Genomic DNA, 15,292 nt, shown 5'->3' with positions numbered 1-15,292 from the left:
AATCAGCGTATTTCATGTCGAGCCGTGGATAGTGGGGGCTCGGTGGGCACCATGATCAGCCAGTGCGTCGCCCGGCGGGGCCGCAGGTAGAGCAGCCAGTACAGCGCGCCCACCACGGTGATCGAGGCGGTGATGATCAGATCCCGGCCGACTTGCTGGGTGAGCACGTACGCGAGGGCCGCGAGCAGCAGCACCGGCAGCAAGGGCCACAAGGGCATTCGCCAGGCCGCCGCCTTGCCGTGCGGCGCACGCCGGGCGAACAGCGCACCCACCGCCACGGATCCGTACAGCGTGACCACCGCGACGCCGGTCACGCCGCTGAGCGTGGCCACGGGCACGTAGCACAGGACCGCGCCCGGAATGCCGACCGCCAGCGTGGCCAACCAGGGCGCACCGAACCGCTTACTGGTGCCGGCCAGCAGCCGGTTCACCGGACCGGGCCAGGTGTTGTCCCGCGCCGAGGCGAACAGGACGCGAGAGTTCTGGATCACCATGACGATCGCGGCGTTCACGATGGCCAGCGCGATACAGAGGCTCACGAAGGTGCCGACACCCTTGTCGCTCCACTGCTGCACCATGGCGGCGATATCCCCGCCGGTGAGCGCGTCGAGACTGGGCGCGCCGAGCGTGATGGCGACGACCGGGATCAGGATCACCGCCACCCCGATCCCCAATGTGGCCAGTACCGTGCGCGATACGTTGCGCCGCGGGTTCTCCATGTCCTCGGCCAGATAGACCGCCGTCGAAAAGCCTTGGGTGACAAAAAGTGCCGCGGCCAGGCCCGCGATGAGGGTGCCCGCCGACACCGCGGCCGCCGTACCGGAACCGCCGACGATCGGATGGAGCAGCACCGACGCGGAGCGCTGGGTGTGGCCGAACCCCAGTGCGGCAACGACACCCGCCGCCACCACCTCCAAGGTCAGGAAGAATCCGGTGATCCAGGCATTGGCGCGCAGATCCAGCAGGCCCATCACGGTGGACAGCAGCATCACCGCGGCGCCGAGCAGTTTCGGGTCGACGGTCACGATCGGCGCGAGGTATTGGGCGGTACCGATGGCCATGATCGGCGGCACGATCATCACCACGACGAGCGCCTGCAGGAAGGCGAGCCAGCCGCCGAACCGGCCGACCAGCGTCCCGACCATGGCGTATTCGCCGCCCGCGCTGGGGATCAGCGTGCCCAGCTCGGAATAGCAGAAGGCCACCGCGACGCAGAGCAGGGTGGCGATCACCAGAGCGAGGGCCGTGCCGGTGCCCAGGGTCGCGAAGGATCCGGGCACGATCACGAACAGCGAGGAGGCGGGGGTCAGGCAGCTCAGCGTCAGCAGGGTGCCGCCGACCGGGCCGATCGTGCGTTTCAGGGCCGTCGGGCCGGGCGGGGTGGCGGCAGGTGGAGCGGTGCCCGAGGCGGGATCCCGAAGGTCTGTCATGGAGTGATCCGATCAGCGGCGGGTTTGTGAGGTAGGTAACAAATACACTTCGATAACCGTCGCTGCAATGGCCGATTGCCTTCGGATTCAGTTGTGTAAACAGCCCTTCACAACGCCCCTGGCGCGAAATCCCCAGCAGGCCCGAGGCGGTCGCCACTGCGGATCACGCAGTGGCGCCGCTCAGAAAATTCAGACGTTTTCACGGCCGTAACAGCCGCATCGCCGGTCACATACCGCGCGCCGGCGCGGGCGCCGAGTACTCCTGTTCGGGGCGGCCGGTGCTGCCGTAGCGCAGCTGCATGCGCAGACTGCCGGTGCCGACGAGGGCCGCCAGATAGCGCTGGGCGGTGGCGCGCGAGATACCGATGGCGGCGGCCACCTGAGCCGCCGACATGGGTTCGAGGGCGCCCTGAACCGCTTGCAGCACAAGGTCTTTGGTCGGCGAGAGCGCGGCCGAGCCGACCGTGGCCACGGCGCCGCCGACGGGACTTCCAGTGGGCCGCAATGCCCCCAGGGCGGCGTCCACCATGCTGGAGGACACCTCCTCCTCGGAAAGGATGCGGCGGTAGCGCGCGTAGGCCGCGAGCCGCGCCGCCAGTGTCGAATGATCGAAGGGTTTCACCAGATACACCAGCGCACCCGAGGACAGTGCGGCGCGCACCGTATCGGATTCGATGGCGGCGGTGAGCATCATGGCGTCGAAGCGGAGCTCACGCACCAGTTCGACACCGCAGCCGTCGGGCAGATAGACATCGACCAGTGCCAGGTCGAATTCGTGCTCGTCGATGGCGGCGCGTGCGGCCGCCACGGTCGTCACCGTCGCTCCGACGGTGAATCCAGGTAATGCCGAGACAATCCCGGCATGCAGGTTGGCGACCCGGAAGTCGTCATCGACGACCAGGACGTTCAGATCTCCTCGGCCCACGCCGGTTCTCCCTCACTCAGTACGCCCGGCAACCGGGCGATGAATTCCGCGCCCTGCAACGTCCTTCCATCGTCGTTCAGACCGGCGCTGGGCGCGCGCCGGCCGGGGTCCGTGAGGCGCACGTCTCCCCCGCGCGCCCGTGCCACATGCTGTGACAACGCCAATCCGATGCCGCGCCCGCCCGCGATGCCCTCCCCCGACCGCGTCGACACCCCTTCGACGAACACCGAATCCACCAGGTCGGCGGGTACGCCGTCGCCGCTGTCGGCCACCGTGATGTGCAGGGTTTCACCTTCCTGCACCAGTTCCGCCTCCACGATCTTCTCCGGCGACTGCCCGATCTTGGCGGCCTCGATGGCGTTGTCCAGGAGATTGCCGAGCACCGTGGTGATGTCGACGGGGGCGGAAACGGCGGCCTCCACCCAGGTATTGGGTCCCAGGCGGAGTTGCACGCCCTGTTCCCGGGCATGGGCCGCCTTGGCCGAGAGGAAGGCCTGCAAGTAGGGGTCGCGCAACGTCTCCATACCGGGCAGCAGCGCGCCGAGCGGGCCGGAGCCGAGCAGCTCGTCGAGATAGGTCGCCGCGTCTCGGGGGCGGCCGGTGTGCAGCAAGCCGCTGAGCAGGTGCAGGCGATTCGCGAATTCGTGGCGCTGGGCGCGCAGCACGGTACTCATGGAGCGGACCGCATCCAGTTGCCGGGTAAGGGATTCCACGTCGGTGCGGTCGCGGACGCTGAGGACCGCGCCGAGCGGGCGGCCGTAGCGCGCGACCTTGCGGGCGGTGAGCACCACGATGCGCTCGCCCACCGCCGCCTGTACGGGCCGGCCGTCGGCGGCGCGGAAGGCCTCCAGAACCCTTGGGGTGAGCCCGATCTCGTCGATCTCGGCGCCCGGCGCCGGATCGATGCCGAGCAGGCGGCGGCCCTCGTCGTTGACGACGGTGACGCGCCAATCGGCGTCGGTCGCGACCACGCCTTCACCGATGCCGTGCAATACCGCGTCCTGTTCGCGGACGAGTTCGGCCAGTTCCGCGGGTTCCAGTCCGAGGGTCAGGCCGTGCCAGCGCCGGGACAGCAATACCGAGCCCGCGACGCCGGCCGCCAGTGCGCCGACGATGAGCAGTCCGGCCCGGATCAGATCGCGCAGCAGTTGCGCGTGCACGGCCTCGGTGGAGATGCCGACGCTCACCTCACCGACCACGCGGCTGCCGGAATCGGGTTGCAGCACAGGCACTTTCGCACGGACGGAATCGCCGAGCGTGCCGTGTTCCCGGATGGTGAACTCGGAGCCGGCCAGAGCACGGGAAGGGTCGGTACTCACCTTCTCGCCGAGGCGGTCCGTATCCGGATGCGCGAGACGGACACCCACTTCGTCGGTGATGACCACGAACAGCGCGTCCGTGCGCTGCCGCGCGGCGTTCGCCATGGTTTCCAGTGCGCCGGCCGCGAGTTCCTGCCGCAATTCGGGCCCGGGCTTCAATTGCATATCCGCATAACGGTTCACGTCCGTGCGCACCTGCGGATCGGAGGCGACAGTGCGGGCGATGGACAGTGCGCGTTGCGCGTATTCGTCCGAGAGCCGCTGCCAGCTCACGTAGGCGAAGACCCCGAAAACCAGCCCAACGGTCAGCCCGACCACTGCCACCTGCAGTAGCAGGATCTGAGTCCGTAGCCGGACGGATCGGGGACCGAGCAAGAACACGACCGTAAGTCTAGATAACCCCCCGCAAACCAGACGATCAGAATGCGCAAAACGTCCTTATCGCTACTTGTGCGACTAACTCACACAACCCCCCTCGATGTGACGGGCGCCACGTAGCTTCTGTTCAACGCCGGATGAACGGCGCGGAAACAGGAGTACAAATGAACATCCCACTCATCGAGCTCCGGGGCGCGACGAAGCGATTCCCGGGAACGGGCGGTGGCATCCACACCGCGGTGCGCGACCTGAACTTCACGGTCGCGGCCGGGGAATTCGTCGCGGTGGTCGGTCCCACCGGCTGCGGCAAATCCACGACCCTGTCACTGGTTTCGGGTCTGGAACCCGCCTCCGCCGGACGCACCCTGGTACGCGGCGACGATGTGCACGGCATCCCGGACGGGGTGGGCTACATGTTCCAGCAGGATGCCGTCCTGCCGTGGAAATCGGTGCTCGACAATGTGGCGCTCGGGCCGGAATTCCGGGGCATCCCGCGGCGCCAGGCCCGCGACCGCGCGGCGCAGTGGGTGGCCAAGGTCGGCTTGGCGGGATTCGAGAACTACTACCCGCATCAGCTGTCGGGCGGTATGCGCAAGCGCGTGGCACTCGCGCAGACGCTGGTCAACGATCCGGAGATCATTCTCATGGACGAGCCGTTCAGCGCGCTCGACGTGCAGACCCGCCAGCTCATGCAGGACGAACTGCTGCGGGTCTGGGCGGGCACGAACGCCGCGGTGATCTTCGTGACGCACGATCTGGAAGAGGCCATCGCCCTGGCAGATCGGGTCGTCGTCATGACCGCGAGCCCCGCCACCGTCTGCGGCGACTTCCGGGTCACCCTGGAACGGCCGCGCAATGTGGAGGAGGTCCGGCTCACCGAGGAATTCCGCGAACTGTACCGGGAGATCTGGGAAACGCTGCGCGATGAGGTCGAGGCCGCGCGCGCGAAGGGCGCCGCCCGTGTCGCTTGAGCTCGCGCGGGAGAACGACTCCGCCACAACTGAAATCGTCACCGAAACCGAGCAGCAGATCCTCGACCGGGTGCGCACGCAATCCCGGCGGACCAAGGCCCGCACCTGGGGGCTGCGCGCCCTGATCGTGGTCCTGTGGCTGGGCTCGTGGGAACTCACCGCCACCTATTGGATCGACCCGTTCTTCTATTCCAAGCCGTCGCTGATCTGGGATCGGCTGGTCGAATGGTTCACGCAGGGAACGCAATTCGGCTCCCTCTGGCTGCAGCTGTTCACCACCGTCGAGGAGGCGGTGCTGGGCTTCGCCATCGGCACCGTGGCCGGAGTGGTGCTGGGCGTGCTGCTGGGCCGCTCCCGCTACTGGGCGGATGTGCTGGCGCCGTTCATCAAGGCGCTCAACGCGGTACCGCGCATCGTGCTGGCCTCGCTGTTCATCATCTGGTTCGGCCTGGGACTGCAGTCCAAGGTGGCGACCGTGGTGGTGCTGGTGTTCTTCGCGGTGTTCTTCAATGCCTTCACCGGGGCGCGGGAGGTGGACGGCAATGTCATCAACAATGCCCGCATCCTCGGCGCGAGCCGCATGAAGGTGCTGACCTCCATCGTGCTGCCCAGCGCCACCACCTGGATCCTGTCCTCGCTGCACACCGCCTTCGGGTTCGCGCTCATCGGCGCGGTGGTCGGCGAATACGCCGGGGCGAGCAAGGGTCTGGGGCTGCTGATCAGCAATGCGCAGGGCACCTTCGACGCGGCCGGCATCTACGCGGGCATGATCGTCATCACCGTGGTGGCGCTGGTGGCCGAATGGCTGATCGGGCTCGCCGAGAACCGATTGCTGAAGTGGCGTCCGTCGCAGGCCGCCGCGGGCCACGGGGTGTGAGGCGTGACGTATCGCAAACACATCGCCGTTGTGCTGCTGGCCGTTTCGGCGCTGCTGCTGGTGACCGGGTGCCGGGACTCCCGGCGGATTCCGATGGCGAACGGGCGGCCCCAGGTCACCATCATGGTGGGCGGGCTGGAGAAGGTCATCTATCTACCCGCGATGCTGACCCAGCGGCTGGGGTTCTTCGAGGACAGCGATATCGATGTAACGCTGCTGGGCGAACAGTCCGGCGCGACCGCCGAGACCGCGCTGCTCACCGGCGATGTGCAGGCGGTGGTGGGGTTCTACGACCACACCATCGATCTGCAGGCCAAGGACCAATGCCTGAAGACAGTGGTGCAACTCGCGGATGTGCCGGGTGAGGTGGAGCTGGTGTCCAAGGCGGACGCCGCATCGATCACCTCGCCCCGGGACTTCCGGGGGCGCAATCTCGGTGTGACGTCACTGGGTTCGTCCACCGACTTCCTGACCCAGGCCCTCGCTGGTCAGGCGGGGCTGAAGACGTCGGACTACACGCGGGTGAAGGTCGGTGCCGGCCAGACCTTCATCGCGGGCATGAACCACGACGGGATCGACGCGGGCATGACCACCGATCCGACCGTCGCCAAGATGGTCGGCTCCGGGGATGCGAAGGTCCTGGTGGACATGCGCAATGAGCAGGGCACCCGGGACGCGCTCGGCGGGCTCTACCCGGCGGCCTCGCTCTACATGCGCTGCGATACGGTCGCGAGCCATCCGGGTATCGTGCAGAAACTGGCGAATTCCTTTGTGCGGACACTGCAGTGGATGAAGTCGCACACACCGGAGGAGATCGCCGCGCGGATGCCGGCGCAGTACGCGGGCGGCGACCCGAAGCTGTACGTCAAGTCGATCCGGGACTCCGTCGGCATGTTCAACGGTGACGGCCTGATGAAACGTGAGGGGGCCGAGAACGTGCTCCGCATTCTCGGCGCGTATTCGCGCAATGTGCAGCCCGTTCGCGACCGTATCGACCTGAACGCGACCTATACCGACGAGTTCGCGCAGCGGGCGCAGGTCCCGCGTCAGTGACGATTCTGCCCGGAGCGGCGCGCACGGCGTAGCGCGTCGCCGGTGAACACGGCCAATGCCAGCCAGATGAGGGCGAACCCCGCCCATCGCGAGGCCGGCATCGGTTCGTGTCCCACCGCCACGCCCCACGTCAATTGCAGTGCGGGCGTGAGGTATTGGAGCAGGCCCATGGTGGACAACGGGACCCGGGGCGCCGCCAGCGCGAAGCAGAGCAGCGGCACCAGGGTCACCGGTCCGGTCACCATGAGCAGGGCGGTATGTCCCGCGCTGGAACCGAAGGTCGCATGCCCGGTCAGGCCCATGACGAGCACGGCGATCAGCGCGAACGGCGCGGCGGTCAGTCCCTCGGCGGCCAGGCCGGGCAGCGCGTCCAACCGGATCACCTTCTTGACCAGTCCGTACGTGGCGAACGAGCACGCCAGGATCAGCGCGATCCACGGCGGCCGACCGTAATCGACGGTGAGTACCACCACCGCCAGGGCGCCGAGAGCCAGTGCCACCCACTGGGTCCGGCGCAGCCGCTCCCGAAAGATGATGACGCCGAACGCGACCGTCACCAGGGGGTTGATGAAGTACCCGAGGGCGCACTCGACCACTTGCTTCGAGATCACGCCGTACACATAGGTGCCCCAGTTCAGCGAGAGCGCCGCCGAGGCGACGGCCGCCAAACCCCAAGTGCGCCGGTCGATACTGCGCAGTTCCCGGAACCGGCCCGCGAGCAGCAGCAGGATGAGCGCGACGACCAGCGTCCAGAGGATCCGCTCGGCGAGCACCTCCCCCGCGCTCGCGAAGGACAGCAGTCCGAAGAAGGCCGGGAACAATCCCCACAGGAAATACGCGCCCGTCCCGAACGCGATCCCCGCCTCCCGCCCACTCGCCCGGCGCCGGGTACCGGTGCTCACCTCGGCCGGGATCGTTCGTCCATCACCCACCGGACAACGTTAGCCCGCGAAAGTATCCCGCCGCATACATCTCCGTATCCCAGCGGGCAGCTACTGCCCGGGGAACGGGTGGCTATCTACCGGAAAGCACTGTCACAGCAAATCGGCAGAACCAGACAATGCGGACGCGCGATTCGACAGGGCCCGGGCCGCGCCCGCGGCAGGCCGCTCACCTGCATAGACCGGCAATCCAACGGCTACCCTCTAGGCTGTCTGGCATGTCGATCACCGCGCAGGCAGAGACACACCCACCCGCGCCCGCGACCGGACTGACCTCGGCAGAGGTCGAACAACGGCGACGGGACGGCTTGGCCAACGACGTTCCCGAACGGGCGAGCCGCTCGGTCCGCGATATCGTGCGGGCGAACGTGTTCACGCGGATCAACGGGATCCTGGGCGTGCTGTTCATTCTGGTGCTGGCCACCGGATCGATCATCGACGGGATGTTCGGACTGCTGATCATCGCCAACAGCGCGGTCGGCATCATCCAGGAGATCCGCGCCAAGAACACCCTCGACAAGCTCGCCATCGTCGGCCAGGCCAAGCCGGTGGTGCGGCGCGAGGGCAAGGCGCAGTCGGTCGCACCGCAGGAAGTGGTGCTGGACGACATCATCGAGCTCGGACCCGGCGACCAGATCGTGGTGGACGGCGAGGTGGTGGAATCCGAACTGCTGGAGGTCGACGAATCGCTGCTCACCGGCGAGGCCGACCCCATCGACAAACTCCTCGGCGCGCAGATCATGTCGGGCAGCTTCGTGGTGTCCGGCTCCGGCGCCTACCGGGCCACCAAGGTCGGCAAGGACGCCTACGCGGCCAAACTCGCCGACGAGGCCAGCAAGTTCACCCTGGTGAAGTCGGAACTGCGCAGCGGCATCGACACCATCCTGAAAGTCATTACCTACCTGCTGATTCCGGCGGGTCTGCTGTCCATCTACAACCAGCTGGTGTCCTCCAAGGAATCGTGGCGGCCCGCCGTCAGCGGCATGGTGGCCGCACTGGTGCCGATGGTGCCCGAGGGCCTGGTGCTGATGACCTCCGTCGCCTTCGCGGTGGGCGTGGTCCGGCTGGGCGCGCGCAAATGCCTGGTGCAGGAGCTGCCCGCCATCGAGGGGCTGGCGCGGGTGGATGTGGTGTGCGCGGACAAGACCGGCACCCTCACCGAGAACGGCATGCGGCTCGCCGAGATCCGGGAGGTCGACGGCGACCGGGTCGCGGCCGCCGCCGAAGACGGAAAGGCAAGCGGCAGCGACGAATTGCGTCAGGTATTGGCCGCGCTGGCCGCCGACGATCCGCGGCCCAACGCCAGTGTGCTCGCCATCAAGGAGGCCCTGCCGGACGCGCCGGGCTGGCAGGCCACCGGGCTCGCGCCGTTCTCCTCCGCCAAGAAGTGGAGCGGCATGTCCTACGGCGAGCACGGGAACTGGCTGATGGGCGCGCCCGATGTGCTGCTGGATCCGGACTCCGAGATCGCCGCCACCGCACAGGAGATCGGCGCCAAGGGCCTGCGCGTGCTGCTGCTGGCGAGTAGCGACCGGCCGGTCGACGCGCCCGACGCGCCCGGCCAGGTCACCCCGGCGGCGCTGGTGGTGCTGGAGCAGAAGGTGCGCCCGGACGCCAAGGAGACACTGGATTACTTTGCCTCCCAGAACGTCTCGGCCAAGGTGATCTCCGGCGACAATGCCGTGTCGGTGGGCGCGGTGGCCTCCTCGCTCGGCCTGGCCGGCGGGGACAATCCGGTCGACGCCCGCACGTTGCCCACCGATCAGCAGGAGCTGGCCGATGTGCTGGAGGAGCGCACCGTGTTCGGCCGCGTGCGCCCGGATCAGAAGCGGGCCATGGTCAGCGCCCTGCAGTCCCGGGGCCACACCGTCGCCATGACCGGGGACGGCGTCAACGACGTCCTCGCCCTGAAGGATGCCGATATCGGCGTCGCCATGGGTTCGGGCAGCCCGGCCACCCGGTCGGTGGCGCAGATCGTGCTGCTGGACAACAGGTTCGCGACACTGCCCTACGTGGTGGCCGAGGGCCGGCGGGTCATCGGCAATATCGAGCGCGTCTCCAACCTGTTCCTCACCAAGACCGTGTACTCGGTGGTGCTTGCGTTCCTGGTGGGTATCGCGGGCATCGGGTCGCAGATCTTCCACTACGAGTCGATCGGCTATCCGTTCCTGCCCCGCCACGTGACGATCGCGGCCTGGTTCACCATCGGCATCCCGGCGTTCATCCTGTCGCTGGCGCCGAACAACGAACGCGCGCGCAGCGGATTCGTCGGCCGCGTCATGCGTTTGGCGATTCCCTCCGGCCTGGTGATCGGCGTGATGACGTTCATCTCCTACCTGATCGCCTACAAGGGACCACATGCCGGCGAGACCGCGAAGGTGCAGGCCGGCACCACGGCGCTGATCACGCTGCTGATCATCGCGGTGTGGGTGCTGGCCATCGTGGCGCGGCCGTGGAACTGGTGGAAGATGATCCTGATCGCGGGTTCGATTGCCGGCTACCTGATTCTGTTCGCCGTGCCCTTCACCCGGCACTTCTTCAAACTGGATCCGAGCAACGCGTCGCTGACAACCTCCGCGGTGGTCTGCGGCGCGATCGGCGTGGTGCTGGTCGAGGTGGCGTGGTGGGTCAGCGCCAAACTCACGGGCGAGTCACCGCATCTCCTGCCGCCCGCGGCCGAAAAGATCTGACACCAGCGGTATTCGGATACCCGGAACGGCAGCACATCCCACGGATGTGCTGCCGTTTCCCTTCTGGCACCGCCATTTTCCATTCCAACTGGTCGCATGGTTTGGCTCGCCGGGAACGGATTTGTCCTGGGCAGTCGGTGAAATCGCAGGTACCTTGAGCCACATGGAGGTCCTGTTGCATCAGATCGACGCGTTCGCCGATGCACCGTTCTCGGGTAATCCGGCAGCAGTCATGCCCCTGCTGACCTGGCTGCCGGACGAGCTGCTGCAACAACTCGCCGAGGAGAACAATCTCGCCGAGACGGCCTTCTACACCTCGGTCCTACCGCCGGAAGCGGGTGCGCCGCCGGACAACTCGCCCGCCTTCCACCTGCGCTGGTTCACGCCCGTCGTCGAGGTCGACCTGTGCGGGCACGCTACCCTCGCCACCGCCGCACAGATTCTCGACGATATGCATCCCGGCGCGGACCGCGTGCACTTCTACACCCGCAGCGGCTGGCTACGCGTGGACCGCGACCGCGACGAACTGGTGCTGGACCTGCCGTCGGTGTCCTCGGTGGAAATCGATGTGCACGACGAGGTTCCGCGCGCCCTGGCCACCGCGCTCGGCGTGCGGCCCGTGCGCGCCTTCGACGGCACCGATCTGGTGCTGGTCGTGACCGCCGAACACGAAGTGCGCGAGGCACACCCGAACTTCTCGGCCTTCCCGGCCATGCATCGCGCCGCCATCCTCACCGCCGAGGGCACCGACGTCGACTTCGTCTCCCGCTTCTTCGCACCCGCGCAGGGCATTCCCGAGGACCCCGTAACCGGTTCCGCCCACGCGCAACTCACGCCGCTGTGGGCGAAGGAGCTCGGCCGCACCACCTTCGTCGCCCGCCAGCTGTCTCAGCGCGGTGGCACGCTCCGCTGCACGCTCGCCGGCGACCGCGTGCGGATGTCGGGGCGCTGCCGCCGCTACCTGGACGGCGTGGTCCGGTTGCCGGACTGACCAGCGCCATCCGCACCTGTATACGCCGGGCCGCGGTCCGGCCGGGCTAACGGTCGACGATGCGGTTGGCCAAAGCCACCAGATCGTCGGCGCGGCAGCCGGGGTAGCCGTGCAGGAGTTCGCGCCACTCCGGCGGTACGGCCGCGGCGCCCCAGCGGGCGCCCAGCAGGCCGCCCGCGATGGCCGCGGTGGTGTCGGTGTCACCGCCGGCGCGCACCGCGAGTTCCAGTGCGGCGGGCAGGGTGTCGGTGTGGGTGATGGCCCACCACGCGGTCTGCAGGGCGTGCACCACCCAGCCGTTCTTCGGGAAATCCGCGGGCGAACCGGTTTCGGCCTTGTCCAGCAGGGGTTCCCAGAATCCGGCGTCCACCATCGAAAGCGCTTCGCGCACACCGTCGTAGGTGCCGTGCAGCACGGCGTGCCGGATGCCGAGCGTCCACAGTTTGCACGCCTGCATGGCCTGCATGTCGTAGTGGGTGAGCGAGCTGACCACCTTCGCGGCCTTACCGCAGTTCTCCGGATCGTCCAGATAGGCCAGCGCCACCGGCGCGGTACGCATGAGCGACCCGTTGCCGGCGGTCAGGCCGGTCAGGTCGTGGGCGCGCATCTGCATCTCGCGCCCGGTCGGGCTGCGCCACCGCAGCACCTCGCGGGTCTGATTGCCGATATCCTTCGGGCCGGAATCGAACCAGGCCACGAACTCCGCGGCCACCGCGTTCAGCCCGGACTCCTCGTGCAGATTGCCCGCCGTGGCGGCCGCGCGCGCCACCGCCATGGCCATGGACGTGTCGTCGGTCCACTCGCCGGGTTCCCAGTCGAAGCCACCGCCGCCGATCATGCCGATGGCCGCGTCCGGGCCCGGGTAGGTGAACTCGTAGCCGGCGCCCAGCGCGTCGCCCGCCGCCGTCCCGAGCAGTACACCCGCGGCGCGATCCCGCTGTTCCGCCGTCAACTCCATCGGCTCCAGGCCCTTCTCATCGAGGATCACTCTCGCTTATCGATTCTCCGCGATTCTCCCATTGATGATCGACGCACCCCGGTGAATGCTCGATCGGTGAGTAGTGTTCAGCGTTTGGTGGTGGGGATCAGCGGTGCGACCGGCATCGCCTACGGGGTGCGGGTACTGGAACTGGCACGCAAGGCCGGTGTCGAGACGCATCTGGTGGTCACCCCGGCCGGACAGCAGACGCGGGCCTACGAAACCGAACTGAGCGCACGCGATCTCGCGGCCATGGCCGATGTCGCCTACCGGCCCGCCGATATCGGCGCCGCCATCGCCTCCGGATCCTTCCGCACGGCCGGAATGATCGTGTCCCCCTGCTCGATTCGCACCCTGTCGGCGATCGCGTACGCCAACAACGACAATCTGCTGACCCGGGCCGCGGACGTCACGCTGAAGGAACGCCGGCGGCTGGTGCTGATGGTTCGTGAAACCCCGCTCACCATGGCGCATCTGCGCGCCATGACCGCGGTCACCGAGATGGGCGGGATCATCATGCCGCCGGTGCCCGCCTTCTATCTGAATCCGGGATCGGTCGAGGAGATCGTCGATCACTCCGCCGGGCGGGCCCTCGACCTGCTCGGCGTGGACGTCCCGGACCTGCCGCGCTGGGGTGAATAACCGGAGGTCCGGACCCCGTGCACTACGCTCGGGAACGGTTTGCGCGCATCCCCGTTCTCGTCCGTAGCATGGAAGATCCGGAGGTTTGCCCGATGATGAATCAGCTGGTGGATCCACCCGGATCGGTCACGAACAAACCCGATCCCCTCACCCGGGCACTGGCGCCGGTCCCCGGCAGCGGGCACATCTTCGATGTCACCCGCCGGCTCGGCACCGTCGATATGGACGAGAACCAGAACCTGCGCATCGACGGCATCGCACGGCAGATCCAGGACGCGGGCGTGGACCACCTCGTGCACTGCGAGGCGCTGGAATCGCATCCGCACTGGATCGCGCGGCGCACCGTCATCGATGTGGTGCGGCCCATCGCCTGGCCCGCGCAATTGCGACTACGCCGCTGGTGCTCGGGCATTTCGCCGCGCTGGTGCAATATGCGCGTCCGCATCGACTCGGACGGCGGCGGGCTGGTGGAGACCGAGGGCTTCTGGATCCACATGAACAAGGAGACGATGAGCCCGTCCCGCGTCGAGGACAAGTTCTTCGACCTGCTGTCGACCACCACCGAGGAGCGGCGGCTGCGCTGGCAGCAGTGGCTCACCGCGCCGCTGCCGGAGACGGCGGCGACCCGATTCCCCTTGCGGCGCACCGATGTCGACCATTTCCAGCACGTCACCAATACGTCCTACTGGCATGCAGTGCACGAATTCGCCGCCGAGGCAGGCGATCTCACTCGCGGCCCGCATCGGTTCGTGCTGGAGTACAACAAGCCGATCCGCTACGGCGAATCGCTCGACCTGCACACCAGCCGTAGCGCGGACGCTCTCACGCTGTGGTTCGCGGTGGACGGCGACGTGCGGGCAATCGCACAACTGCGCGGGGCGGCCGGCTAGTCAGCGCGGGCCGTCCGCCCGGTCCACCATTGCCATCAGGTAGCGGCGGCGATAGCGGCGCTGCGCGACCAGCAGCAGCCGGAACATCCAGCGCCACGGCCCTTTCGGCGCCGGGCGAGTCAGTGAGCGCAGGGTCAGGAAGACGGCGCCCTCGGCATCGCGGTGCACGATGAACGCCTCCTCACCCGACACCGGGTGCCCGGGCAGGGTGCCGTAGGCGAATCCGCAGCGGTCGGCGGCCTCGACGACGGCGACCACCCGCGCGGGCTCGTGCACGGCGAACGGGCCCCAGCTCGCGGTGATGCGGTAGTCGGCGCCGGGGCGGACACGCAACTCGGCGCTGCCCGGCGGTGGCACCTGCGCACCGCCGCACAGTGCGACCCGGAATCCGCTGCGGCGCTTCACACCCCAGCGCAGTACTTCCTCGGCCGTGCGCTGCCAGAACTCGTCGCCGTGGCCGATGCGTACCGTCTGCTCGAAGCGGAGGAATCCGGGCAGGACCGGCCAGCTCGGGTCGCCGGGGTAGGTCACGCCGGGCGGGGCGTAGGTGAGATCAGTCGTCATCGAGTGCGCTTTCCGCGGCACGGCGGTGCTGCCGCACCTTCCAGTAGACGAGACCGAGAATCGCGATGATCGGGACGACGATGATCGCATCGGTATCTATGCGTTCGGCTATGGCGGTGAAGGATTGACCCACCAGGTATCCGGCCAGCACCAGCGCCGACCCCCAGATGATCGCACCCGCCGCACTGGCGATCAGGAAGCGGCCGTACGACATCGGCGACATGCCCACCAGTTGCGGCAGCATGGTGCGGAAGAAAGTGCTGAAACGGCCGAAGAGCACCGCCCAGCTACCGCGCCGCCGCAGGAAGTCACCCGCCTGGTCGAACTGTTTGCGGTAGCGCTCGAAGATCTTCCAGCGCAGGATGCGGGAGCCGTACCAGCGGCCCGTCCAATAGCCGACGCTCGCACCGACGATGGCGGACGCCACCACCAGGATCAGGGTGGTGACAATGCCGAGGTGACCGCGGCTCGCGGCCACGCCCGCCAGGATGGCGGCGGTATCGCCGGGGACCAGCAGGCCCAGGACCATGGCCTCCTCGCCGATGACGAGCAGGCCCACCACGACGTACGTCCAGATCGCGGGGAAGCTCAGTATTCGCTGAACCAGCGAGTCCATTTACCGACGCTAACCGCCGCGGCGGC

Annotated in this window: 14 protein-coding genes; 7 read left to right on the top strand and 7 right to left on the bottom strand. The window is 67.9% G+C overall.

Features of this window, described 5'->3' with window-relative positions:
• Nucleotides 1–2: 2 nt before the first annotated feature.
• The 3 genes from ACH438_RS37300 to ACH438_RS37290 form a co-directional block, all read right to left on the bottom strand.
• Nucleotides 3–1,430 (bottom strand): APC family permease, encoded by a 1,428-nt coding sequence (locus tag ACH438_RS37300; RefSeq protein WP_397014223.1) that lies wholly within the window; start codon nucleotides 1,428–1,430, stop codon nucleotides 3–5.
• A gap of 226 nt (nucleotides 1,431–1,656) precedes the next feature.
• Nucleotides 1,657–2,355, bottom strand: coding sequence for a response regulator (locus ACH438_RS37295; protein WP_397014221.1), 699 nt, complete (start codon nucleotides 2,353–2,355; stop codon nucleotides 1,657–1,659).
• Nucleotides 2,337–4,055, bottom strand: coding sequence for an ATP-binding protein (locus tag ACH438_RS37290; protein ID WP_397014219.1), 1,719 nt, complete (start codon nucleotides 4,053–4,055; stop codon nucleotides 2,337–2,339). Before ACH438_RS37290 ends, ACH438_RS37295 begins: the two co-directional genes overlap by 19 nt.
• Before the next feature lie 161 nt (nucleotides 4,056–4,216).
• Here ACH438_RS37290 and ACH438_RS37285 point away from each other — a divergent pair, with 161 nt between their 5' ends.
• From ACH438_RS37285 to ACH438_RS37275, 3 genes are read left to right on the top strand one after another with little or no spacing between them, the layout of a single operon-like run.
• The gene (locus ACH438_RS37285) at nucleotides 4,217–5,023 is read left to right on the top strand and encodes an ABC transporter ATP-binding protein (protein WP_397014217.1); all 807 of its coding nucleotides are present in this window, start codon (nucleotides 4,217–4,219) and stop codon (nucleotides 5,021–5,023) included.
• Nucleotides 5,013–5,900 (top strand): ABC transporter permease, encoded by an 888-nt coding sequence (locus tag ACH438_RS37280; RefSeq protein ID WP_397014215.1) that lies wholly within the window; start codon nucleotides 5,013–5,015, stop codon nucleotides 5,898–5,900. Before ACH438_RS37285 ends, ACH438_RS37280 begins: the two co-directional genes overlap by 11 nt.
• 3 nt (nucleotides 5,901–5,903) lie before the next feature.
• Nucleotides 5,904–6,953 carry an ABC transporter substrate-binding protein gene (locus ACH438_RS37275; RefSeq protein WP_397014212.1) on the top strand — a complete coding sequence of 350 codons (1,050 nt, stop codon included), beginning with the start codon at nucleotides 5,904–5,906 and terminating at the stop codon, nucleotides 6,951–6,953.
• Here the strand turns inward: ACH438_RS37275 and rarD are convergent.
• Nucleotides 6,947–7,867, bottom strand: a complete 921-nt coding sequence (gene rarD, locus ACH438_RS37270; RefSeq protein ID WP_397014287.1) for an EamA family transporter RarD — start codon at nucleotides 7,865–7,867, stop codon at nucleotides 6,947–6,949. The genes ACH438_RS37275 and rarD overlap by 7 nt on opposite strands.
• A gap of 245 nt (nucleotides 7,868–8,112) precedes the next feature.
• Between rarD and ACH438_RS37265 the strand changes: the two genes are divergently transcribed.
• Nucleotides 8,113–10,584: an HAD-IC family P-type ATPase gene (locus tag ACH438_RS37265; protein ID WP_397014210.1), complete on the top strand. Its 2,472-nt coding sequence runs from the start codon at nucleotides 8,113–8,115 to the stop codon at nucleotides 10,582–10,584.
• 163 nt (nucleotides 10,585–10,747) lie between these two features.
• Nucleotides 10,748–11,575: a PhzF family phenazine biosynthesis protein gene (locus ACH438_RS37260; protein ID WP_397014208.1), complete on the top strand. Its 828-nt coding sequence runs from the start codon at nucleotides 10,748–10,750 to the stop codon at nucleotides 11,573–11,575.
• Nucleotides 11,576–11,621: 46 nt separating this feature from the next.
• Here the strand turns inward: ACH438_RS37260 and ACH438_RS37255 are convergent, their stop codons facing one another.
• Nucleotides 11,622–12,533, bottom strand: a complete 912-nt coding sequence (locus ACH438_RS37255; protein ID WP_397014285.1) for an ADP-ribosylglycohydrolase family protein — start codon at nucleotides 12,531–12,533, stop codon at nucleotides 11,622–11,624.
• Nucleotides 12,534–12,629: 96 nt separating this feature from the next.
• On the opposite strand from ACH438_RS37255, the gene ACH438_RS37250 reads away from it, so the two are divergent.
• A complete protein-coding gene (locus ACH438_RS37250) occupies nucleotides 12,630–13,196 on the top strand; it encodes a UbiX family flavin prenyltransferase (RefSeq protein WP_397014206.1) in 567 nt (188 codons plus the stop codon).
• Nucleotides 13,197–13,288: 92 nt separating this feature from the next.
• Nucleotides 13,289–14,086, top strand: coding sequence for an acyl-ACP thioesterase domain-containing protein (locus tag ACH438_RS37245; protein WP_397014204.1), 798 nt, complete (start codon nucleotides 13,289–13,291; stop codon nucleotides 14,084–14,086).
• Here the strand turns inward: ACH438_RS37245 and ACH438_RS37240 are convergent, their stop codons facing one another.
• Both ACH438_RS37240 and ACH438_RS37235 read right to left on the bottom strand, forming a co-directional pair.
• Complete coding sequence (locus ACH438_RS37240) at nucleotides 14,087–14,650, bottom strand: DUF1990 family protein (RefSeq protein ID WP_397014202.1); 564 nt, start codon at nucleotides 14,648–14,650, stop codon at nucleotides 14,087–14,089.
• Nucleotides 14,640–15,266: a DedA family protein gene (locus ACH438_RS37235; RefSeq protein ID WP_397014200.1), complete on the bottom strand. Its 627-nt coding sequence runs from the start codon at nucleotides 15,264–15,266 to the stop codon at nucleotides 14,640–14,642. Before ACH438_RS37235 ends, ACH438_RS37240 begins: the two co-directional genes overlap by 11 nt.
• Nucleotides 15,267–15,292 lie beyond the last annotated feature (26 nt).

This window comes from Nocardia sp. NPDC020380 (assembly GCF_044386975.1).
Classification (GTDB): domain Bacteria; phylum Actinomycetota; class Actinomycetes; order Mycobacteriales; family Mycobacteriaceae; genus Nocardia.
The sequence above is the reverse complement of the archived record's forward strand: the minus strand, read 5'-3'. Positions and strand labels throughout refer to the sequence as shown.